The organism is Nitrospirota bacterium (assembly GCA_016214845.1).
In the GTDB taxonomy this organism is placed as follows: domain Bacteria; phylum Nitrospirota; class Thermodesulfovibrionia; order UBA6902; family UBA6902; genus SURF-23.
In genome coordinates, this window is the sequence record JACRMS010000033.1 from 132,027 (window position 1) to 152,022 (window position 19,996).

Annotated in this window: 20 protein-coding genes and 1 rRNA gene; 8 read left to right on the forward strand and 13 right to left on the reverse strand. The window is 47.1% G+C overall.

The window, feature by feature from the left end; all coding sequences use genetic code 11:
* Positions 1–11 precede the first annotated feature (11 nt).
* From HZB61_12470 to mprF, 3 genes are read right to left on the reverse strand one after another with little or no spacing between them, the layout of a single operon-like run.
* Entirely contained in the window at positions 12–632 is a 621-nt protein-coding gene (locus HZB61_12470) for a DedA family protein (GenBank protein MBI5057420.1), read from the reverse strand.
* Complete coding sequence (locus HZB61_12475) at positions 632–2,038, reverse strand: virulence factor family protein (protein ID MBI5057421.1); 1,407 nt, start codon at positions 2,036–2,038, stop codon at positions 632–634. The genes HZB61_12470 and HZB61_12475 overlap by 1 nt, the downstream gene beginning before the upstream one ends.
* A gap of 29 nt (positions 2,039–2,067) precedes the next feature.
* Complete coding sequence (mprF, locus tag HZB61_12480; GenBank protein MBI5057422.1) at positions 2,068–4,623, reverse strand: bifunctional lysylphosphatidylglycerol flippase/synthetase MprF; 2,556 nt, start codon at positions 4,621–4,623, stop codon at positions 2,068–2,070.
* 279 nt (positions 4,624–4,902) lie between these two features.
* On the opposite strand from mprF, the gene HZB61_12485 reads away from it, so the two are divergent.
* The 3 genes from HZB61_12485 (at position 4,903) to HZB61_12495 (ending at position 7,986) form a co-directional block, all read left to right on the forward strand.
* Positions 4,903–5,268, forward strand: a complete 366-nt coding sequence (locus HZB61_12485; protein MBI5057423.1) for a c-type cytochrome — start codon at positions 4,903–4,905, stop codon at positions 5,266–5,268.
* 183 nt (positions 5,269–5,451) lie between these two features.
* Positions 5,452–6,816 (forward strand): cytochrome C, encoded by a 1,365-nt coding sequence (locus HZB61_12490; protein MBI5057424.1) that lies wholly within the window; start codon positions 5,452–5,454, stop codon positions 6,814–6,816.
* Positions 6,817–6,876: 60 nt separating this feature from the next.
* Positions 6,877–7,986, forward strand: a complete 1,110-nt coding sequence (locus HZB61_12495; protein MBI5057425.1) for a GHKL domain-containing protein — start codon at positions 6,877–6,879, stop codon at positions 7,984–7,986.
* A gap of 27 nt (positions 7,987–8,013) precedes the next feature.
* Here HZB61_12495 and HZB61_12500 read toward each other — a convergent pair whose 3' ends face one another.
* Together HZB61_12500 and glgP are read right to left on the reverse strand one after the other, a co-directional pair.
* On the reverse strand, positions 8,014–8,403 hold the full coding sequence (locus HZB61_12500; GenBank protein ID MBI5057426.1) for a DUF202 domain-containing protein: 390 nt from the start codon (positions 8,401–8,403) through the stop codon (positions 8,014–8,016).
* Positions 8,396–10,525, reverse strand: a complete 2,130-nt coding sequence (gene glgP / locus HZB61_12505) for an alpha-glucan family phosphorylase (protein MBI5057427.1) — start codon at positions 10,523–10,525, stop codon at positions 8,396–8,398. The genes HZB61_12500 and glgP overlap by 8 nt, the downstream gene beginning before the upstream one ends.
* Before the next feature lie 191 nt (positions 10,526–10,716).
* Here glgP and HZB61_12510 point away from each other — a divergent pair, with 191 nt between their 5' ends.
* The 5 genes from HZB61_12510 to HZB61_12530 all read left to right on the forward strand — a co-directional run bounded on the left by HZB61_12510 (position 10,717) and on the right by HZB61_12530 (position 13,894).
* Positions 10,717–11,229 (forward strand): hypothetical protein, encoded by a 513-nt coding sequence (locus HZB61_12510; protein ID MBI5057428.1) that lies wholly within the window; start codon positions 10,717–10,719, stop codon positions 11,227–11,229.
* Between the two features lie 59 nt (positions 11,230–11,288).
* Positions 11,289–11,456: a hypothetical protein gene (locus HZB61_12515; GenBank protein ID MBI5057429.1), complete on the forward strand. Its 168-nt coding sequence runs from the start codon at positions 11,289–11,291 to the stop codon at positions 11,454–11,456.
* A gap of 161 nt (positions 11,457–11,617) precedes the next feature.
* Complete coding sequence (locus HZB61_12520) at positions 11,618–11,869, forward strand: hypothetical protein (GenBank protein MBI5057430.1); 252 nt, start codon at positions 11,618–11,620, stop codon at positions 11,867–11,869.
* A gap of 1 nt (position 11,870) precedes the next feature.
* Positions 11,871–12,965, forward strand: a complete 1,095-nt coding sequence (locus HZB61_12525) for a sulfite exporter TauE/SafE family protein (protein MBI5057431.1) — start codon at positions 11,871–11,873, stop codon at positions 12,963–12,965.
* A 41-nt stretch (positions 12,966–13,006) separates the two neighbouring features.
* A complete protein-coding gene (locus HZB61_12530; protein MBI5057432.1) occupies positions 13,007–13,894 on the forward strand; it encodes a universal stress protein in 888 nt (295 codons plus the stop codon).
* A 153-nt stretch (positions 13,895–14,047) separates the two neighbouring features.
* Here the strand turns inward: HZB61_12530 and HZB61_12535 are convergent, their stop codons facing one another.
* The 8 genes from HZB61_12535 to HZB61_12570 all read right to left on the reverse strand — a co-directional run.
* Complete coding sequence (locus HZB61_12535) at positions 14,048–14,278, reverse strand: hypothetical protein (GenBank protein ID MBI5057433.1); 231 nt, start codon at positions 14,276–14,278, stop codon at positions 14,048–14,050.
* Positions 14,262–14,537 carry a BrnT family toxin gene (locus HZB61_12540; GenBank protein MBI5057434.1) on the reverse strand — a complete coding sequence of 92 codons (276 nt, stop codon included), beginning with the start codon at positions 14,535–14,537 and terminating at the stop codon, positions 14,262–14,264. Before HZB61_12540 ends, HZB61_12535 begins: the two co-directional genes overlap by 17 nt.
* A gap of 430 nt (positions 14,538–14,967) precedes the next feature.
* Positions 14,968–15,381 carry a hypothetical protein gene (locus HZB61_12545; protein MBI5057435.1) on the reverse strand — a complete coding sequence of 138 codons (414 nt, stop codon included), beginning with the start codon at positions 15,379–15,381 and terminating at the stop codon, positions 14,968–14,970.
* Between the two features lie 43 nt (positions 15,382–15,424).
* Positions 15,425–15,787 (reverse strand): hypothetical protein, encoded by a 363-nt coding sequence (locus tag HZB61_12550; protein MBI5057436.1) that lies wholly within the window; start codon positions 15,785–15,787, stop codon positions 15,425–15,427.
* Between the two features lie 252 nt (positions 15,788–16,039).
* Entirely contained in the window at positions 16,040–17,521 is a 1,482-nt protein-coding gene (locus HZB61_12555) for a heavy metal sensor histidine kinase (GenBank protein ID MBI5057437.1), read from the reverse strand.
* 10 nt (positions 17,522–17,531) lie between these two features.
* The gene (locus HZB61_12560) at positions 17,532–18,197 is read right to left on the reverse strand and encodes a response regulator transcription factor (GenBank protein ID MBI5057438.1); all 666 of its coding nucleotides are present in this window, start codon (positions 18,195–18,197) and stop codon (positions 17,532–17,534) included.
* Between the two features lie 114 nt (positions 18,198–18,311).
* Positions 18,312–18,572 (reverse strand): hypothetical protein, encoded by a 261-nt coding sequence (locus HZB61_12565; GenBank protein MBI5057439.1) that lies wholly within the window; start codon positions 18,570–18,572, stop codon positions 18,312–18,314.
* A gap of 399 nt (positions 18,573–18,971) precedes the next feature.
* Positions 18,972–19,996 (reverse strand): 23S ribosomal RNA (locus tag HZB61_12570); the annotation flags it as partial.

A 19,996-nucleotide genomic window follows, 5' to 3' on the forward strand; every position in this document is an offset into this window, starting at 1 on the left:
ACCGTTCGCCCCTACTTTTGCACTTTTTTATTGTTTCCCTGTTTGAAGAACCTGTAAAACAGATATCCAACTAACAACACTATCGCCAGCATGATCACGATGTGTTCGATCCTTGAAATGTCCTTCTTCAGTACATCCAAACTATTCCCGCCCATGTAGCCTGCGCCAATCATGAGGGCCATTGTTAATATTGAAGTAAATGCGTCCGCGGCAAGGAATTTCAAAGGAGGCATCCTCATGACGCCTGCGGTGATGAACAACTGCGCCCTTAATCCAAAAAAATGCCTGCCAAATAATATCACGAGAGAGCCTCGCTTGTTGAACTGCTCCTCGAACTTTGAAAGCCTTTCAGGCGGAAGTATCCTGTGAAACCTTTTATGGGTGACGATCATACGGCCGTATTTTTTTCCGACGGAATAAAGAAAAAAGTCTGCCAGCAGGAGTCCCGCATAAACAACGATGACGGCATGGACCGGTTTTACAACTCCCTGTGAGATCAGAAAGCCGCACAGGATAAGCGTCGCGTCTTCAGGAAACGGCAGTCCGATGCCTCCCAGTATCAGGAGGGTGAACAGTCCAGCATACGGAAAATGTTCTACGAGCGCTGAAACAACTTCAACCTTCGACGCCATCACTTCATCTCCTGCAATATGTTCTCTGCAATGGCTTGGGTATTGCCTCCGAAATGATGGCCACCTCTTATCTGTATTATTTTTGCAAGGCCCTCTTTCATCTCCCTGCAGATGGAATCCTTTTCATCTTCACCGAGGAAACAGAGGACCTTAACTTTTCTTTCTCCAAGCTTTTCCACTTCAGGGAGCACGGGCAAAGAGGAACTGGATGGAGCGCCACCGAGCCAGTCGGCAAGGTGGAACTCAAAGTCCACTGCATGTCCCGGCCCGAGCAGGACAGCCATCCGCACGCGGCCGGCAATTTCAGGGGACATCCTGCTGAGGATAAACGGTAGGACACCCGCACCGAGGGAGTAGCCGATGAGAACAGCAGAGTCTTTTTCCCATGCAGTGAGGTAATGCCTGATCACCCTTCCCATGTCCCGCGCAGCAATCTCAGGCGTGCGGCGGGCCCAGAAATACTGGAGCGAGTTAAACCCGACCACGGATACACCGTTATCCGCGAGCAGCTCCCCGATCTCCCGGTCAATGCTGGCCCAGCCTCCGTCTCCTGTAATGATGAACGCCATGGTGTCCCTGCTGTCCTCTTTTGCGCGGACCTCAATTAGAGGCAGGTCTTTCACTTCTTCCTCCTTTGCCTCCGGCGCAGTCCCGTGTTTTGTCACCAGACCGGAGAATGCCTTTCTGAACTGCGGCATCCAGTTGCGCGGCACGGAATATCCGTGTCCCACCCTCGGCAGGAGAACGATCTCTCCGTTTTTGACCTGTCGTACATACTCCTCTGTATCTTTTACAAAACACACCTGGTCGATCTCTCCCTGAAAAGCTATCCATTTCTGTAAAAGATTTTTCGACGGCAGGAAACTGTATCCTTTCCCATGCGGCCCCTGTTTCCACTCAAGGCCATTGCCTTTGCACATGGGTTTTGTCAGCGGCAGGTCCGGACAGAACCCAAGGCTTATTGCCCCGCTAAAAGTATTCGGTGGGGCCTGAACGAGTATGGCATATACAAGTGTCGCGCCTGATGAATACCCGATCAGCAGGGGCTGGATATACCGGGGGAAATCAAGCTTCTTCTGAACGAATTTGCTCAACGCCTCAAAATCCGCGGCGGGATATGAACATTTTTCTGAAGAGGCCTCCAGTTCTTTGAGATAATGAATAATATCGATGCCGATAACGAGCGCGTCAAGGGAAGCGAGTTCCCTTGCCATGTCGACAACGCCAAGGTTCCATCCCCCGTCGCCGGAGATGAAAAGGACCACATGCGAAGGATGCTCGCTCTGCTGATAAAGCGTGACCTTGCCAAAGCGGCTGTAATTAAGAGTTGTCTCAGAGGCAATGCTGCTGCCCGCTGCAAGGAATAAAAATAATAGAACAAATGCAATCGCAGAAGCAGGGTTCAAACACGCCTTTAATTTGTGGCGGGAATTTCTCACTTTGTGATCACTCCTTTCAACCCTCCGGATATAAGCGCCGCAAGGTCCGTCAGGATATGCGGCAGTTTCAACCCGCCCGGGATAGCCATGTATTTCGGCTGCCAGAGGGGACCGAATTTCTCCTTGTATTGACGCAATCCCCGGAAATTATAGAAATGTTCTCCATGGTGAAAAATAAATGCGCCGAGCCTGTTCCACATAGAGGAGAAGGCCCTGTTATCAAGCCCTGACAAAGGCGCCATGCCAAGGTTGAACCACTGATATCCTTCCTGCCTTCCCCATAACATCAGTTTAATGAACAAGTAATCCATTACCCCGTACGGGGCATCGGGAAGGTATCGCATGATATCGACAGAAAGCTCTTCTTTTTTGCTGCCGGTCCATATGTTGGCAAAGGCAACTGTATCCTCTCCTTTTCTCACGACACAGAACGGAAATTTATTCATATATTCCTCATTGAAGAATCCGAGGGAAAACTTTTTCTCCCGCGTGTTCTTCTCCGACAGCCAGGAATCTGAAATGCGCCTGAATGCGGGAATTAAAGGGGGTATCATCTCTACAGGGATTATATCAAAACTGAAACCCTTCATTTCGATATGATGGATAAGATGCCGGAAGCCTTTGCGCGTACCTCCTTCTAATGAAAATTTCTCCAGCGGGACCATGGCCTCCTCCCCGAGTTTTACGATCGTCAGCCCGACGTCGAGGTAGAGGTGGAGATGTTCCCTGTCGATCTCGTAAAAGACGGTCCACATTTCATGACGGTCGGCTGTCTCGCGGAATTGCCAGATGAGCTCGGCCCAATCTTCCTCCGGCCCTATCGGGTCACCCATTGCGACACAGCTTCTTCCTTCAGTCCCGAACATGATAAATGAATTCCCGCTTTTGCTGAACAGAAGTTCTTTATCACCTAACAGCGCCAGGTTGGCATAAGTTTCCGGCGATGTTTTTATAATGGCGGCAGCTTTATCCAGTCCGGCCTGGTCCGTATGAGAAGGTGCAGGAGGAGATGGTTTAAGCAGTTTTCCCGCCGCAAAAAAAATTGTCAGGATTGCTGTCCCCACAGTTGCCCGGAGAAACCTCGACGCATCTCCTGAGAAGGCAAAACGCCACCAGAGCTCTCCTGAGTATTCCACATGTTTGTAGGAAAATATCCCAAGCCACACCGAGCCCAGAAATATTATGGCGATAGCTGTAATCCAGGGAAGTGTGAAGCGCTGGCTGAAGATGGATGCCTTCCTGTAAAAATACCGCCTGCAGGGCAAAAGCGCCGCGAGCATTATCGATAAGGCAAGCGCCTCCTCGTAATCAAACCCTTTAAAAAGGGAAAAGACTATGCCTGTGCCGAGGAGAATGGTCGTGAAGACATATGCCGCGTCAAGCCTCTGCTGAATGCCTCTTGCCAGAAGGAGCAGGCCCATTCCGGCAAGGCTTCCCAGGAAGTGGGATACCTCCATCACCTGAAGCGGAAGAAGATCTTTGAGCGACAATAAACGGTATCTGACAGTGGGCGTGGCCCCGGAGAAGAGTAGAATTATGCCGCTGAGAAAAGTGGTGATGGACAAAAGATTGGGGGTCAGCCCGGTGATCCAGCGCCCGAAGAAGGCCGCGGCGCGCTGGACCCCTTCCCTTTTTTCAAACACCTCACGCGCCCCGAGCATTACAGCCGCTGCGCATAGTGGAATAAGATAGTATATGGCGCGGTACGCAAGAAGGGCGCTGAAAATCCCGGATGCGGGCATGTCCTTCGATAATAAAACGATCACCACTGTCTCGAAAACACCGAGCCCTCCCGGTACCTGGCTCACCAGTCCCGCTGTCTGCGCCAGGAGAAAAATGCCTGTAAATTTCATCAGGGAAATATCCGCGCCTGACGGAAGCAAGGCGTAAAGAACGCTCCCTGCCAAGGCCCAGTCAAGGAAAGCAATGGTTATCTGCATGAGAGATATTCGTAATGCGGGAAGAGGGAATTCCCATCCAAAAATAGTTATTGGACTTTTTTTCAGAAGGCCCCATAACATATATACCGCGACAAGAAAAAGAAAGAAGAGACCGATCAGCCGGACTGATGCAAACGGAAGATGGACCGATTCAGGGACTGACATCGGCTCCAGGAAAAAGACAATTCCTCCAAGCATAAAAAGTCCCATCCACAGGGTCAGGGTGCAAAAGGCGACCACTTTTGTAATGTCCTCTGTTGAAAGCCCCCATGCTGAATAAAGGCGGTAGCGCACGGAACCTCCCGCGAGCATGGAGAGGCCTATGTTGTTGCTGAAGGCGTAACCGATAAAGGAGGCAAAGGCGATCTTCTTGTATTGAAGCGGATTGCCGATATATCTTAACGCGAGGATGTCGTATCCTGTCATTATTAAATAGTTCAGGACCGTAAGCGCGGAGCCGATGAATATTTGGCTGGCGGGAATCGCCCTGAACTGCAGCACGATGTCATGGTAATGATATTCCTGCAGTTCCTTATGAATGACAAGAAGCGCCGCCGCGAAAAGAGAAAGGCCGAACAGGGGGCCGAGACTGCTGAGGAGCTTTTTATTCATATATCAGGCTCATCGCTTTAAAAAAATGATAACACAAAAAAAACGCTTGATAAGAGCGGTTTAAAAGTTATTTAAACTATTACCACGATCAGGACGGCCGCTCCAGTAGCATGATGTTGTCCAATTTCTTTCATGTTTAAGCCATTTAATAATGTCTTTGACAAACAGGAAATATCATGAGAAGATTATAACAATGAAAGACATCATATTACGGCTGATAAATAAAAACACTGAAATATTTTCACCTGATTATATCTAATTAATAAAGGAGACCGCCCAATGAAAAAAAGACTTATCATATGTGCTTTGCTCGCTGCCTCTGCGCTGCTGCTTGATGCCTGCAAGGCATCGGAAAAACCCGCAACAGCCGAGAAACCAAAAGAACAGGCCGCACCAACGGTACAAGCCGGAGAAAAATTATTCAAGCAGCATTGTTCTCTCTGCCATCCCGACGGGAAGAACATTGTTAATCCCCAGAAAACATTATTCAGGGACGCCCTTGAGGCCGGCAATGTCAGAACGCCTGAAGATATCATTCACATAATGAGAAATCCCGGGCCGGGCATGAAAAAATTTGACGATATCGCCATCCCGGACAAAGAAGCAAGAGAGATCGCCGATTATATTTTGAAGACTTTCAAATAAACAATCTTACGTGTCCGGGTCGGGCAGACCTTGCAAAAAACCGCAGACTGAAAACCTGATAATTCAAGAGGCAATTATTGTTACACACAGCGGAATCTATGGTAGTATATTTATGAGACATTAATATTCGAGAGAGCGTAACAATGTGCCCCGTCATGCTGAAATTCTGACACGAAAGGTTCCATGAGAAAGGTCTCAGTTGTTTTCATATTCATATCCGCAGTTGTTCTGTTTACCCTTTATGTTTCCGGAAAAATTTCATTAGCGCAGGTCAAGCCGCCTGACGCAGAAGCGGAATCATGCGTAACATCTCAATGTCATGCCGGGATTGATAAGCAGAAATTCGTCCACGGCCCCGTTGCGGCAGGTAAATGCAAGGTCTGCCACGGCGACTCACCGGGACACAATGAAAATCCGGCGGCATTTAAATTCAAGACCATTCTGGATATTTCCAATATCTGTTTTGGGTGTCATAAAAGATTTCCTGTCAAGAAATTTACGCATTACCCCATGCTGACAGACGGATGCACGGACTGCCACAGCCCGCACGGCTCGCCGTACAAATTTCAGCTCCTGTACAAAGGCGGCGACCTCTGTTTCCAATGCCATGATGAGGCCCTTGTTGCAGGCAAGTTTGTTCACGGTCCCGCCGCTGTCGGCGGCTGCGTCGCGTGCCATGATCCCCATACCGCAGATTACGCGATGAACCTGAAAGCTGAAGGGCCTGACCTGTGTTTTATGTGCCACACGGACAAGGCGGAGAGCATCAGGCAATCTCAATTTGTCCATAAACCTGTCGCGGAGAAATGCACGAGGTGCCACAATCCTCACTCTGCATCGAAACAGTTCATGCTCGCATCAACGGCTCCAGCCTTATGTTATAGCTGCCACCCCGACAAAAAAGAACAGATAAGCGCTGAAGCCGTCAGGCACGGCGCCCTCGATACAGAGAGGTCCTGCCTCAATTGTCATGACCCCCATAATTCCAATATTGCGCGGATCCTTCTTGGGAACTCAATGGACGTGTGCATAAGCTGCCACGACAGGGAATACAAACTGCCGGACGGGACGGTCCTGATGAACATGAAAAAGTGGCTTGCCGACAACAAGGACCAGCACGGGCCCATACGGCAAAAAGACTGTTCCGGCTGTCACAACCCTCATGGGTCGGAGAATTTCAGGATCTTGCGAAAACCTTATCCCCCGACATTTTATGAGCCTTTCAGCGTTGAAAATTACGCCCTGTGTTTCAGTTGTCATGATAAAACCATAGTGCTGGATCCGGAGACCGAGAAGCTGACAAATTTCAGAAATGGAAATGACAACCTCCATTTCAGACATGTAAATAAACCGTTAAAGGGCCGGACTTGCAGGGCCTGTCATGAGACCCATGCAAGCAATTTTCCCAAACACATCAGAACGTCCGTCACGTTTGGCGAATGGGAATTGCCTCTCAATTATCAGAGAACGGAGACCGGCGGAAGCTGCGCCCCGGGCTGTCACAAGTTAAAAAAATACGACAGGGTCAACAAAGAAATAAACCAATGATCACACCTGCCCTGTCTTCACAGTTCTTCATATTACTACTGCGGTGCTATAATGTTTCTGATGGATTTCACCGAATACCTCAAAAAGCAATATTCCAAACCCCTGGTGATAATATCAGCTTACATACTTGTGTTTTTAATCGGCTGCGTTGATTACTTGACCGGGGAAGAGTTAAGCATTTCAATATTTTATTTACTGCCTATTATTTTTATCGCATGGTTTTTAAATATCAGGGCGGGGATTTTTATGTCTGTTGCCAGTACCGCTGTCTGGCATATAACCGCTTTAATGGTAAGCCATAACTATTCCAACACCTTGATATCCTACTGGAACAGCGCCATTCAATTTGGCTTCTTTCTGACAATAGTTATTATTTTATCAGCTTTGAAAATGGAATATATAAAAAGGGAGGGTCTTATTGCCGAATTAAAAGACGCCCTTGCTGAATTAAAGCGTTCGAAAGAAGAATTAACGCAAAAAACGCAGGAGCTGGCGGATTCAAATGAAGAGCTCGAAAGATTTGCGTATGTGGCGGCGCATGACCTCAAAGGGCCGCTGACCGCGGTTGAGGGGCAGGTCAATCGCCTCCGCCGCCGTCACAAGGACAAGCTGGACCCGGATGCTGAAAAGATCATAGGATACGCACTGGACGGCATCAACAGCATGAAGGCGTTAATCAATGATCTGCTGTCATACGCAAGGGTGGGCACAAAGAACGAAGATTTCAAAGCGGTCAATTGTAATGATATCGTAAGCCGGGCCATCTCAAATCTCCAGACGGACATCGCCGGAAAAGGCGCGCTTGTGACCCATGACGATCTGCCCGACGTTCTTGCGGACAATATACAGATGACCCAGTTGCTGCAGAATTTGATAGGCAACGCCGTGAAGTTTTGTGATGATAAAACGCCGCGCGTTCATGTTTCAGCGAAGCAGAAGGATGGGGAGTGGGTTTTTTCAGTCAGCGACAACGGCATCGGCATCGATTCTAAGGATGCAGAACGTATATTTAATATCTTTCAGCGCCTGCACAGCAATACTGAATATCCGGGAACAGGCATTGGCCTTGCTATCTGCAAAAAAATTGCGGAACGACATGGAGGCCGGATATGGGTAAAGTCGGAACCGGGAAAAGGCTCTACGTTCTTTTTTACAATACCGCCCCGTTAAGTTTTTGCATTGAGAAGAGCTGTCCTATTACAGGCTGTGAATTAAATAAACTACAAGGAAGGTCCCTATAGCAAGAATTGAAAGTGTAAGCAGGACGTCAAGTATTAATGACGGCTGATACGAGTCCTCGTCTATCTGCTTTTCAACTTTCTTGTATCTGATAAAAGCAAGAACCCCCATCAGGGCGCCAAGCCCGACAAGAATTATTCCAAATATTGAAGAATAACCGCGAGGTGGAGAGGCAACTTCTTTTCCCAAAATAAACGACATCTGTTTTACAAAAATTGCAAATTTTTCCACGACGAAGCCGAATGCCATTATCCCTATGCTCGTGCGGATCCACGCGAGGAACGTCCTTTCGTTCGCCATGTGCACTCGGCGGTTGCGTACTTTTGGAGAATTTTTATCTTCAGGCATTGTTGTCATATTCCGATTTAAGCGCGGCCTGATAAAATTTCATGGCATATTCCTTCACCATTTTCCTGGCGCTGAATGAGGGGGCCGCGCTTACTATTGCCTCTTTCATTTTCTTGACCCAGTCACGGGGAAAGCCGTCGCCGTCCGCTTTATAATAAATCGGAATCACTTCCTTTTCAAGGATGCTGTAGATGGAATCCGAATCTTTGGCGTCATCAGCGCCTTCAAAGGCCCAGCCGTTATTGCCGTTAAAGCCTTCGATCCACCAGCCGTCAAGGATGCTCAGGTGCGGAATGCCGTTTAAAGACGCCTTCATCCCGCTTGTGCCGCAGGCCTCAAGCGGCGGCACAGGGTTGTTCAGCCAAACATCAACTCCGTGCACAAGGTATTGGGCCAACTGTTCATCATAATCTTCAACAAATGCGATACGGCCTCCGAAAGACGGGTCCCTGGCTGTATTGAATATCTGCTGGAGAAGATGCTTGCCGGGATCGTCGTCAGGGTGCGCCTTTCCCGCAAAGATTATCTGGACGGGCCTCCACATGTCATTCAGCATTTTTTTCAGCCGTTCTACATCCTGCAGTATGAGGGCCGCCCTTTTATATGTCGCAAACCTGCGGGCAAAACCCAGTGTCAGCACATTCGGGTCCAGGAGAACACCGGATGCCAAAACTATACCCGTATCGGCTTTGTCCTTATGCCATCTCTGTCTGGCCCTTTCCATGATCCTCATTATCAGCTTCATCTTGAGCCAGTAATGGGCCTTCCATAAAACTTCATCGGGAATATCATAGACAAGCTTCCAGATATCAGGGTTGTCATGTTCTGACAGCCAGCCGGGACCGAGATACCTTGTGAAAAGAAGCTCCGTCCTCGGTTCGATCCAGGTGGGGACGTGGACGCCGTTTGTTATATGGGTGATCGGAACTTGCTCCTCCGGCGTATCTGGCCATAGAGACTGCCACATGCGCCGCGCCACTTCTCCGTGCCTCTTGCTCACGCCGTTGTGATACTGTGACATCTTCAATGCAAATGCGGTCATGTTAAACCCGGCATCCGGATCTTTGGGGTTGGTCCCAAGGTTAAAAAATGTGTCGTGGTCCAGTCCCAGCGCCGCCCAGTAAGAACTGAAATATTTTTCCATCAGTGAAAACGGAAATACGTCATGGCCTGCGGGGACAGGGGTATGAGTTGTAAAAATAGTGGTCTCCCGAACCTGCTCAATAGCATCCTTATAACTCATGCCTGCTTCGATCCGTTCCCTTACGCGCTCAAGTATCGCAAAGGCCGGATGGCCTTCATTAAGGTGAAGCGCGGAATGTTTTATGCCTAATGCCCTCAAGACCTCTGTGCCGCCAATACCGAGGACAATCTCCTGCCTCAGGCGCTGCTCAATGCTTCCGATGTAGAGGTGTGACGATATGGTCCTGTTCCACGGATCGTTTATCTCAAGGTTGGTGTCTATGAGATATAATGAAATCCTGCCTACCCGCACCTTCCATACTTCAACATGGATCGGCGGGTCGATCACGGGGACTTTTACAGTCAGGCGGTCTCCTTTATCATCAAGCACGCGGTAGATGGGGGCGTTCTCCCTGTCAAGTGTCGCGCTCTCGCTTCCCTGCCATCCATCCGGTGAAAGCCGCTGCCGCAGGTATCCCTCCGGGTACATAAACCCTACCGCGATAAGCGGCACACCGAGGTCGCTGCTCTCCTTCAGAAAATCTCCCGCAAGGAAACCGAGGCCTCCGGCATAAAACGGCAGAGAATGATGCAGTCCGTATTCAGCGGAAAAATACGCGATAGGGAGGACCCCCGGATCAGCGATATTTTCATAGAACCATCCCGCGCCTGATTTCATTTCTGATGTGAATCTCGCCATGACAGCGTCATAGTGTCTGAGAAATTTCAGGTCCTTCAATGCCGATTCAAGAATTTCCCTGTCAATGTAATGGAGCATTTTGACCGGATTATGGATACTGACTTTCCAGGCGGAACGGTTCAGCATTTTAAAAAGCATCCTTGCGTCAGGGTGCCAGCTCCACCAGAGGTTGTAAGCAAGCTCGCCGAGTCCGGCTATCCTGTCAGGGATTTGAGGGAACCTCGTTTTGACGTCGATCATGATTAAGTAAAATTATACACCAGAAAGCCTCATCGCGCATTCAAAACGAAACATAATCAAATCACCCCCCCCCAGATCTTCCCCTCCTGTTCACCCCAGTTTACTTCTGAAACAATAATTGAGCTCACGGAATTTTCCATTTCTTAAATTTCAAAGCGTTGCAAGCTGGCACGCATCTTGGATTAATACGGATGAAAGTCTTAAAGGAGGCCCTGATGATAAGAGAGAAACTTCTATTTGTAACAAAAGGAGGTGAAGACTGCGACAATGGTTTTCCTTATATCCTTGAGCTCGCAAAGACGCTGAACGCGGGGATTGCGATGCTGATGGTTTACAACAAAAACGCCATGAATGCTTATGAAGATGTGATGGCCGCTGTTGCGTTTGCGGAAGCCGGAGACCTCGAAACAGTAAAGCAATTGACACAGTCCCAGGAAAAAGAGATCAAGGAAGCCTCGGACAAAAAGATCAGAGAGATGTATGAGAAATGCAGTGAGAATTCAGTGCCCTTCACTCATCAGGTAATAGCTGATGACGCGATAAAGTCGATAAAGAATTTTTTGAAAGACAGGCCAGGCATAGATATGGTCCTGTTAAGCCCAAACCTTTATGCTGGCAAGAAAGGCATTGACCTGAAGGAACTGCTCAGGAACATAACAAAGCCTATTGTCTCCATTTCAAAGCTGGCAGGGGCAAAGGCATAAAAAAGACAAACGGGTAAGGGCGGCCTTAAACGCCCGCACAATAAAAAGGAGGATTAAAAATGAAAAAACTTTTCAAAAAACTGGAAGACATTTACGCTGCCGCCGCATTCGCTGAGGCAGGTGAGTTTGATACCGCAAGAGAGATCGTGAGAGACAGAAAGTCTGCGGACAAGCATCTCAGGAAGAGAGCTGACAAGGACCAGCGTCCAAGAGTTAACGCGAATTGATAGTGTCCCAACATGATGTTAAATGTCATTCCGGCTTGACCGGTAACCCCCTTCATCCCCCTTAAACTAAGGGGAAAGAGGGAGTTAATGAAGGATTCCCGACAAGCGGGAATGACAAAAACAAATATACATCCAATAAAAATTTTAAGGAGGGTAAAAAAATGTCAGAAAGTAAAGTCAAAAAGAAGCCTGTCGGAAAGATGGTTTTTATGGGCATTATTTCCATAGGGCTTTATGCGCTTCTGCTTTCACAGCAGGATTTTCTTAACGAGGTTTTTGGAAAGGGCGGAGCATACGCATTCCTGCCGATAATCACAGCTTTTCTTTTTTCGTTTGTGCACGGTTCATTCACCGGCGACTTCTGGACTGTCTTAGGTGTGGAAGCCGCGAAAAAGAGAAAGGAGGTAAAGTAAGATGCACGACGTGGTCAATGCAGCGGCAAACTTTATTAATCTCGATGTAATGAATATCGTCTATCTTTTTCTCGTCGGATTTGTCGGCGGCCTTGTAAGCGGTTTTATCGGTTCTGGAGGCGCCTTTGTTCTCACTCCCGCTATGATGAGCATGGGAGTGCCCGGCCTCGTAGCGGTGGCAAGCAACATGTGCCACAAATTTCCCAAAGCGCTTATCGGATCTATTAAACGCGCAAAATACGGGCAGGTTGATGTGAAACTCGGCATAGTCCTCGGCATCTCAGCGGAAGCCGGAGTTCTCTATGGCGCTCAGATACAGGAAAACATCAAGAAGTCATTCGGAGAAGCAGGTTCAAACCTGTATGTAAGCGCTGCATTTGTTGTAATACTTGCCATAGTCGGCGGGTTCGTATTGCTGGATGCATGGAAGACCTATAAATCCGGCGACACCCAGCAGGACCAGGAAAAGGTCACCAAACTTGCACGCTGGGTGCAGTCAGTCCATATCCCCGGTACAATGGTATACTTCAAGAGTCTCAATGCGAAGATTTCCGTACTCTTCACAATACCCCTTGGATTTGCAACAGGTATGCTTGCCGCAACAATCGCGGTCGGCGGTTTCATCGGGGTCCCTTCAATGATCTACGTTCTCGGAGCGCCAAGTTTGATGGCGTCCGCGACAGAACTTGTGATCGCATTTGTAATGGGGCTCGGCGGATCATTCAAATACGCGATGCACGGACTGGTCGATATCCGTCTTGCAATGATCATCCTCGCAGGCTCTCTATTCGGCATTCAGCTTGGCGCGATCGGAACAACCTATGTAAAACCATACATGATTAAAATCGTAATGGGAACGATCATGGTCATCGTGTTGTTCAGCCGCGCCCTGATGGTGCCTGTCTACATGTCCCAACTACATCTGATACAGGAGATCAGCGCAGGTACAGTAAAGACATTGAAGAGCGTGAGTTTTGGTATAATGATATTCGCGCTTGCATTAGGTGCCTTCATAGTGCTTAAAGCAATGTGGCAGGGACGCAAGGCACAGCAGGAGCTGGCAGCCAGGGAAGTATTCGAGCAAAGCAAAATTTAAGACAGCAGTTTAATTGAAAATGTCATTCCAGATGTAGGGGTTTGATTGATCAAACCCCTACAAAAATTTTAACTATGGGCCTTTACAGAAAAATACTTGTCGCATTTGACGGTTCGGAATCAAGCGTGAACGCCCTCTTGCAGGCATTCACTCTTGCCAACGATGAGAAATGCTGGATAACCGTAGCGACTGTAGTGCCAACCTATGAAGGCGACCTCGATCTCACCGGCGTAAAAGACATCCACGAAACACTAAGACACACCGGGGAAGAAGTCATGTCGAAGGCAAAAGCAATCGCGGGAAAAAAACGGGCGCTCATAAAAACCGTCCTTGAGGAAGGTATCCCCTATGAAAAGTTAGCGGACCTGGCAGAAGCTGAAAACTACGGGATCATCATTATGGGCAGGCGGGGGAAGTCACGTCTTGAAAGGGCGTTTGTAGGCAGTGTAACAGCCCGCGTTATCGGGCACAGTACAAAGGATGTTCTTGTCGTTCCTGAAACTGCAACGATCTGCTGGAAAAATATTTTGTTCGCTACCGACGGCTCAACTTACAGCAATGCCGCGACAGACAAGGCCATTGCATTTGCGAAATCATACGGCGGAGAAATAAAGGTCATATCCGTTGTCGATGTCCCGACTGAATTTTACGCGGAAGCACCGAAGGCTGTAGAAGACCTGATCAAAAAAGCAAAAGAATTTGTTGCGGTAGTCAGGCAAAAGGCACATGAATCTGATATCAAGGCAACGACCTTTGTCGGCGAAGGTGAAGCGTACAGCGTAATAACGGAATTGGCAAAAAAAGAAAAGGCCGACGTACTCGTCATGGGAAGCCACGGCCGCACGGGTTTCTCGAAAATCATCATGGGCAGCGTCACCGAAAAAGTAATCGGCTACGCCCCCTGCCCCGTGCTTGTAGTGAAGGCGTGAATAGGAATTGATGCAGATAAACGGCGGCAGGAGTTGTCTTCTACCGCAAACTTTCTAAAGAAGAAGTTTTGTTATCAACCAGATTTTATTTCTGATTTTGAAAAGCTCCTCCCCTGAAGTATGGTACTCAGAGAAAATAATCTGGGTTATTGATCAATTAGCGTGACCTACGCGAGCTTTGGCTATCTTGATTAATTGTCTCAGGGCTTCATTTACTGCCTCATCATTGGGGAAAACTTTAGCTATCTCTGGCTCTAATAATATTAAATTAGTACCGGCATGAAACTGCTTTGCGTATTTGCCCCTGACGCCGCCCTTCATCTTATAGAAATCATATTCTGCCCGGAGGTCGTCATCTAATTTTGGTTCAGATTTCTTCTTCATAATATTTCCTTTCATGGCGTGTTGCCTTTCTTGCACTTATAATGCGCACATGTCCCCTTCTATAAGTATGAGCAACAACAAGTAATCTTCCTGCGTTTGACGACCCGATAATGATAAATCTGTTTTCCTGAGTCGAATGATCAGGATCAGGGAACGTAACAGACAAAGAGTCGCCAAAAGCTGTTGCCGCTTCATAGAATGAGACACCATGTTTTTTTATATTTCCTGCTGCCTTATTTTGATCCCATTCAAATTCCATGCGTATAGTATAGCAAGGATCACTTTTTTTGCGTAAAATCTAACGAGTCTGTAGAAAAAGTCATCGGTTGCCCGATTGTCATAGACGATTTTCCTCTTCCTTAGCGACAATAGAAATTTGGAAAAGGTTCTCGTAATGACTTAATCTGTCTGTCTGTCTGTCTGTCTGTCTGTCGCAGGATTGATGCCAGAAGCCTATGCACTACCATGCCCACTTATCCCTTGAAAAAATAAATGTGTTTTGTAGAGCTATGCTTGAGTCAGGATAATTAATTAAACCATATTCAGCATGGTGGCTGTCAAGGAAATTCGTTATTTGCCAGATTGCGCAAATAGATGATCAGGAAATTCTGAAAACAGAAAGCCTCCTCAACCGACCATTACGCCGACTGAGGAGGCTTCTTTTTACTACCACCTATGTGATGCTATGTCTACTTCTTTTTCTCCATTGCGGGAGACATTTCTTTCTTTACGTGAGCTGCCTTAACATCTATGCTCTTTGCGGTGTTTTTACCGTCAGCTTCGGTATACTTTACAGTAACCTTTTCTCCGGTTTTTAAGTCTGCAAGGGTCTTCATGTCTTTACCCGCCATGATCTTGGTCTTATCATCAACGGAAATCGCGACGTCGCCCTTCTTGCCTTTTACAGTAAGTGTCTTTGCGGCTGCATCGACTGCTGTAATTTCACCGGTTACCTGCACATGCTTGGCTGCTTCCTTTTTGGCCGGTGCTGCTTTCTGCTCCATTGCCGGAGCTGCAGGGGCCGTCTTATCTGCTGCAAATGACATGCTTGTAACTGCAAAAACGAAAATCAAAGAAAGTACAACTGTTAATATCTTCTTCATTCAAATCACCTCCTTTCATGTTTATTGTTTTACAAACAACTTCTTACGGCACTATTCTCACAGATACCGCTTCATTCACGCCTTCTTTTGTAGTGGTATATTTGACCTTGACCTTATCGCTTTTTTTGATCTTGTCCAAAGTTATGGCCGCGGATTTCACTCCGTACAAAGTGGTGGTTGACGTCACAAGAAAACTCACCTTTTTACTTTTTACGTCTGTGACAACGATCTCCGACTTCGTGCCTTTTACAGGGTCGGCCAACGAAATTTCCTCCACCTTGCCGGTGAACGTTTTTGTTTCATTTTTCTTTGCTGTCTTGCCTTCTGCCTTTTGAGCAAAAGTTAGAACATTAATGCCGCACAGGACAAATAATGCAATTACAGCAGCGACTATCTTTATATTCATTTCTTTTCTCATCTCACTTTACCTGGTATTAACATAATACAATGATGATTAAACCTTCGTTAGAAGAAAATTAGAATTTTCTAATCAGAAACAACTCTTCTAACCAAGTTTATATTTAAACACAGCACAGGTATGACGAATAAACATTGCGATACCTTGTTCTGTCATTACGGCTTGTCCGCAATCTTTCTCAAAGAAGGACTCCCGACAAGCGGGAGTGACAGAACTGAAGACATTTGTATGCAGAGATCGCTAAGCGTGGATCATTGGAAGGTAGATTATGAAGGTTGTGCCCTGATGCAGTTTGCTCTCTACTTCGATCCTGCCTTTGTGCGCTTCTACAATTGATTTGGCTATGCTCAGTCCCAGTCCGAACCCCGGCGTATAGCGGGCCTTGTCCAGACGGTAGAAACGGTCGAAGATGTGTTCGATCTCGCTTTCGGGAATCCCTATGCCGGTATCGCTGATAATGATCTTTGCATAATCACCTGAGGGCGTGGCGCTTACAATTATCCCGCCTTTACCCGGCGTATATTTAATAGCGTTGTCCAGCAAGTTAACGAAAAGTCGCTTCAACTGGTTATTGTCTCCGTAAATAGTAATGGTATCCTGTGTTATAAAATCCATACCGATATTTTTCTGGGCCGCTAATACTTTCATGTCATCTACAATAGACTTCAGCATGGGAGCTACATCCAAACGCTTCATATCAAGCACAACAACGCTGCTGTCAAAACGCGCGAGCATCAGCAGGTCTTCTACGATCTTATTGATCCTGTTGACCTCTTCGAGATTGCTGAGCAGGACCAATTGATATTCTTCCACTGAGCGCATCTTCTTTAACACAACCTCCATCTCGCCTTTTAAGACAGCCAGAGGAGTTTTCAGCTCATGAGCAAAGTCTTCGATAAATTGCCTCTGAGAAGAAAAGGCATGTTCAAGCCTGCCAAGCATCTCGTTGAAGGTATCGGCCAGCCTTTTGATCTCGTCTTTAGTGTCGGGGATATTTACTTTTAGTTTCAAATTCTCGGCAGTAATCTGATGGATCGTATCAATCATTTTATCAACGGGATTTAAAGCGATCTTCGCAAGAAAGACCCCGATAATGCCTGTTAAAAAAACGGTCAGCGGCAGGAGCACAAACAAAGTTATTTTAAGATTCTGCAAGGCGACTTCAATTGAACTGAGCGGACTTGCAACCTGCACAATATATGAGACCCTGTTATTTTCGACTACGGGCATAGTGAGCACCCGCAATGCCGTCGGCACGTTCTTTGTAAATTCGACAGTGACCGTATCAAAGCGGATTTTTTTCTGCAGCTCTGATTTTAAGGCCTCTTTTGAAAAGATTGAAATGTTAGGGATATTTTTCGAAGTAGCGATAAGCGCTCCGTTCACGTCAAAGATCTGCACAACTATATTGAGCAGGTCCGGGTCATCTGATTTTTCTTCAACCCATCTCTGGGCAATTTTGGCAAAGTTAATATTATTTATTTTGCTGAACACTGCTTCTGATTTTATCCCGGCTGCTATGGCGTCCAATCGTTCAGCCTCCCAGTAAGTATCTATGGAGTCAACGATTCCCCCCGCCCTCGATTGCAGTAGATCATCTTTGTCTCCAAACAGCGTCTGACTGACGTTGCGGTAAAGCGCTATGCTGAATACAGAAAGCGTTAAAGCCAGTATAAGCATGTACCAGAGGATAATTTTAAACCTGATGGATTGTATAAACATATTCAGCCTGTTACTTCAGGATATAGCCCCTTCCGCGCAGCGTTTGGATCAGTTTGTTTTTATGCCCCTTGTCAATCTTGTTCCGCAGGTAATTAATGTAGACGTCTATGACATTGGTATATGTGTCGAAATTAACATCCCAGACATGTTCTGAGATCATGGTCCTGGTAACAACTGTCCCCGCGTTACGCATAAGATATTCCAGTAAAGCATACTCTTTGACGGTCAGTTCGATCTCTTCGCCTGAGCGGGTAACTTTATGGTTCAATAGATCAAGCACAAGATCACCTGTCTGTAGCTTGGTTGTCTCATAAGAATCTCTTTTCCTCAGCAGAGCCCGTATACGGGCCAACAATTCTTCAAACGCAAACGGCTTGGTCAAATAATCATCCGCCCCTGAATCCAGACCTTGAACTTTGTCTTTAACTGTGTCCCTTGCGGTAAGTATCAGGATAGGAGTGAGAATTTTTTCTTCTCTTAATTTCCTGCATAAGCTGATTCCGTCAATCTTCGGGAGCATTAAGTCCAATATCACCATGTCGTATTTTTCTGTTGTTGCGCGGAAATGCCCTTCCTCTCCGTCAGATGCTATATCCACAGAATACCCCTCTTCTTTCAGACCACGTTTTATGAAATCAGCAATCTTCTTCTCATCCTCTACAACAAGGATTCGCATTCTACTTCCTCCCTGATATTTTGACAGGCAACAATTTAGGAAGATCCCCGTGCCAATTAGTAGTTATCTCGACAGTAATGACAAAGTTATTATCGAAAATTCGTGATGTCATATCTAATTTATTTTGATTTGTTCAAAAATATTATATATCAGATGACAGGAAAAACAAGGAAGCCTCCTCAGTTCATCGACGGATATAGAGACATCGCCCTTCTTGCCCTTTACGGTAAGTGTGTTTGCCGCTGCGTCAACTGCTGTAATTTCACCGGTTACCTGCACATACTTGGCTGCTTCCTGTTTCTCTGCTGCAAAGGACATGCTTGTAACGGCAAAAACAAAAACCAACGAACGTACAACTGATAGTATCTTCTTCATTCAGAATCACCTCCTTTCATGTAAAGGTTAGATATTGGTATTACACCCAACATGACCTTATCATTTTCGTGATAATGTCCAAAGTTATAGATGAGGATTTCACGCCTTAGTGGTGGTTGACGCTAAGATAAAGTAGCCAGCACAGACAGTATAGTTCAGGCTTATCGCAGATACTTACATGGAAATTTCGGCTACAGATACTCTCTTTGATATTGCATTCAACCGCGTCCCCAACTTGTGTTGTGTATTATACAGAAAATTTAAAAAATAATGCAGCCTAAATATTTTATTAATTTTATCTACATCCCGCTCTTAAAAAAACCTGGGGTGAGGCAATCCAATAAAAAAAGGCCACTGATTTATCAGTGGCCATTTTTTACAGCAGGAATCAGAGTAAGGGGGTCAAGGCACACGGCCAATTAGTACTGGTTAGCTAAATCCGTCACCGGACTTACACACCCAGCCTATCAACGTGGTAGTCTACCACCGACCTTTAGTGCCGATTGCTCGACAGGGAGACCTAATCTCGAGGTGGGCTTCCCGCTTAGATGCTTTCAGCGGTTATCCCGTCCGGACATAGCTACTTGGCGTTGCTCTTGGCAGAACAACCAACACACCAGAGGTCCGTCCATCCCGGTCCTCTCGTACTAAGGACAGCTCCTCTCAAGTCTCCAGCGCCCACAACAGATAGGGACCGAACTGTCTCACGACGTTCTGAACCCAACTCTCGTACCGCTTTAATGGGCGAACAGCCCAACCCTTGGGACCTACTTCAGCCCCAGGATGCGATGAGTCGACATCGAGGTGCCAAACCGCGTCGTCGATATGAACTCTTGGACGCGATAAGCCTGTTATCCCCGGCGTACCTTTTATCCGTTGAGCGATGGCCCGTCCACGTGGAGCCACCGGATCACTAAGCCCTACTTTCGTATCTGCTCGGCTTGTTTGCCTCACAGTTAAGCCTCCTTATGCCTTTGCACTCGATGGCTGATGTCCGACCAGCCTGAGGAGACCTTTGGACGCCTCCGTTACCTTTTGGGAGGCGACCGCCCCAGTCAAACTACCCACCAGACAGTGTCCTTTCCCGAGTTTATCAGGACAAGTTAGAATCTCAATAAAACAAGGGTGGTATTTCAAGGTTGGCTCCATAGAAACTAGCGTCCCTACTTCATAGCCTCCCACCTATCCTACACATGTCTGACCAAAATTCACTGTCAAGTTGTAGTAAAGGTGCACAGGGTCTTTCCGTCTAGTTGCGGGTAACCGGCATCTTCACCGGTACTTCAAGTTCGCCGAGCCCCTCGCAGAGACAGCGCTCAAGTCGTTACGCCATTCGTGCAGGTCGGAACTTACCCGACAAGGAATTTCGCTACCTTAGGACCGTTATAGTTACGGCCGCCGTTTACCGGGGCTTCGATTCAGAG

Bases quoted from the DNA above. Each gene is read 5' to 3' on its own strand.
- HZB61_12470 (MBI5057420.1), bottom strand. From the start codon at position 632: ATGGCGTCGAAGGTTGAAGTTGTTTCAGCGCTCGTAGAACATTTTCCG.
- mprF (MBI5057422.1), bottom strand. From the start codon at position 4,623: ATGAATAAAAAGCTCCTCAGCAGTCTCGGCCCCCTGTTCGGCCTTTCT.
- HZB61_12485 (MBI5057423.1), top strand. From the start codon at position 4,903: ATGAAAAAAAGACTTATCATATGTGCTTTGCTCGCTGCCTCTGCGCTG.
- HZB61_12490 (MBI5057424.1), top strand. From the start codon at position 5,452: ATGAGAAAGGTCTCAGTTGTTTTCATATTCATATCCGCAGTTGTTCTG.
- HZB61_12495 (MBI5057425.1), top strand. From the start codon at position 6,877: ATGGATTTCACCGAATACCTCAAAAAGCAATATTCCAAACCCCTGGTG.
- HZB61_12500 (MBI5057426.1), bottom strand. From the start codon at position 8,403: ATGCCTGAAGATAAAAATTCTCCAAAAGTACGCAACCGCCGAGTGCAC.
- glgP (MBI5057427.1), bottom strand. From the start codon at position 10,525: ATGATCGACGTCAAAACGAGGTTCCCTCAAATCCCTGACAGGATAGCC.
- HZB61_12510 (MBI5057428.1), top strand. From the start codon at position 10,717: ATGAAAGTCTTAAAGGAGGCCCTGATGATAAGAGAGAAACTTCTATTT.
- HZB61_12515 (MBI5057429.1), top strand. From the start codon at position 11,289: ATGAAAAAACTTTTCAAAAAACTGGAAGACATTTACGCTGCCGCCGCA.
- HZB61_12520 (MBI5057430.1), top strand. From the start codon at position 11,618: ATGTCAGAAAGTAAAGTCAAAAAGAAGCCTGTCGGAAAGATGGTTTTT.
- HZB61_12525 (MBI5057431.1), top strand. From the start codon at position 11,871: ATGCACGACGTGGTCAATGCAGCGGCAAACTTTATTAATCTCGATGTA.
- HZB61_12535 (MBI5057433.1), bottom strand. From the start codon at position 14,278: ATGAAGAAGAAATCTGAACCAAAATTAGATGACGACCTCCGGGCAGAA.
- HZB61_12540 (MBI5057434.1), bottom strand. From the start codon at position 14,537: ATGGAATTTGAATGGGATCAAAATAAGGCAGCAGGAAATATAAAAAAA.
- HZB61_12545 (MBI5057435.1), bottom strand. From the start codon at position 15,381: ATGAAGAAGATATTAACAGTTGTACTTTCTTTGATTTTCGTTTTTGCA.
- HZB61_12550 (MBI5057436.1), bottom strand. From the start codon at position 15,787: ATGAATATAAAGATAGTCGCTGCTGTAATTGCATTATTTGTCCTGTGC.
- HZB61_12555 (MBI5057437.1), bottom strand. From the start codon at position 17,521: ATGTTTATACAATCCATCAGGTTTAAAATTATCCTCTGGTACATGCTT.
- HZB61_12560 (MBI5057438.1), bottom strand. From the start codon at position 18,197: ATGCGAATCCTTGTTGTAGAGGATGAGAAGAAGATTGCTGATTTCATA.
- HZB61_12565 (MBI5057439.1), bottom strand. From the start codon at position 18,572: ATGAAGAAGATACTATCAGTTGTACGTTCGTTGGTTTTTGTTTTTGCC.